At 49.4% G+C, this 1,236-nt stretch carries 1 protein-coding gene; it reads right to left on the bottom strand.

Features of this window, described 5'->3' with window-relative positions; all coding sequences use genetic code 11:
- On the bottom strand, nt 1-1,236 hold a 1,236-nt coding region (locus GC102_RS34965), incomplete at both ends, for a DUF6259 domain-containing protein (protein ID WP_216628273.1).

Genomic DNA, 1,236 nt, shown 5'->3' with positions numbered 1-1,236 from the left:
ATGAACGTATTCCGTTTTGACGATTCCCTCAGGCAGTTCCATATCAGTATCCAGTGAGAAAGTGCCGTGATAGAAAAATTCGGAGTAGCGATCGCGTAAGGCGATCAGTTCCTTGACGTGGCTCGCATAGGCCGGAGCCGCAGTCACAGTTGCCCTAGAGCGGTAAATGGCAATGTCAAGGCGGTATCCATACACAAAAGCGAAGTGAAGCTGCTGTTTAAAATCGCTTCTTTCATCATGCATGTAGCGATTGGACATAATCGTCTCGGGGAACGTTTGCCGATAAAGCTCAGGGAACGACTCCTCGTCTTTAAAGCTCGCGTATTGACAACTATGATGGAAATCCAGGAGAGGCGCATAGCAATCGACAACGAATTCAGAGCCGAAAGCTTTATCCCCTGTGCATAATTCACGCATTTGCTGCAAATTGCGCAGCCGCCAAACCGTCTCGTTATCCCCCCGGTTTCCATGATCATGCGACGCATCGAAACAGAGATGCGGAAAATGTCCGGCGATCTGATCGTAGAAAATGGAGTCCGGATTGTAACTTAATTTTTGTTGACCGATCTCAATAAGATGCTTATTCCATTCATCGGTCGCCTGACAGGCAGACACAAAGCTTTTGTAGCCAAAATTGCGCAGCAGCATGCCGTCATTATTGAACTTATAATGCTCCCTGTACTCCATGCCATCAATATTTTTGCGGCAAATCCGATGCCCGGTTTCCTTGTAATAGTCTGATTTCACATCGATCAATACACCATTTGTGTAAAGTGCAACACGTCCCCCCCGACGCTGCACTTCCGCAATCGCTGCTTTAAACCCTTCTTCCCCGCCAAGGGCAGGATCAGGCTCATAGACGGGATACCCGTTATCGAAGCCGCCTTTCCACCAACCGAAGAGCAGAATCATTTCCACCCCGACCGCTTTGCCTTCCTCGTAGACTCGGGGTAAATCTTCATAACGGAAGTAAATTTTGCCGAACTGATGCTTCATAATGATTCGCTGCCAACCCGGAAGCTCTTGTACCCAATCGGGTTTCTGCGGTTCACTAAACCAACCGTCCGCCCATTGCCTGTAAATGGCTGAGCCTTGCCGCCAATCCCCAGGAACGAACGCTACAACAGAGGTTGGAGAGGAAACTTCTTCTCCGCTTTGGACCAAAGGGAACTGAGAAACGGCTAGAACGAGACGCGGATCGCTGTTGCGCGGACCTATTCCTGCGGCCAATACACA

Origin of the sequence: Paenibacillus germinis (assembly GCF_013141785.1) — a bacterium.
Classification (GTDB): Bacteria; Bacillota; Bacilli; order Paenibacillales; family NBRC-103111; genus Paenibacillus_E; species Paenibacillus_E phytorum.
Note: the sequence above shows the minus strand (reverse complement) of the source record. Positions and strands in the feature narration are given on the sequence as shown.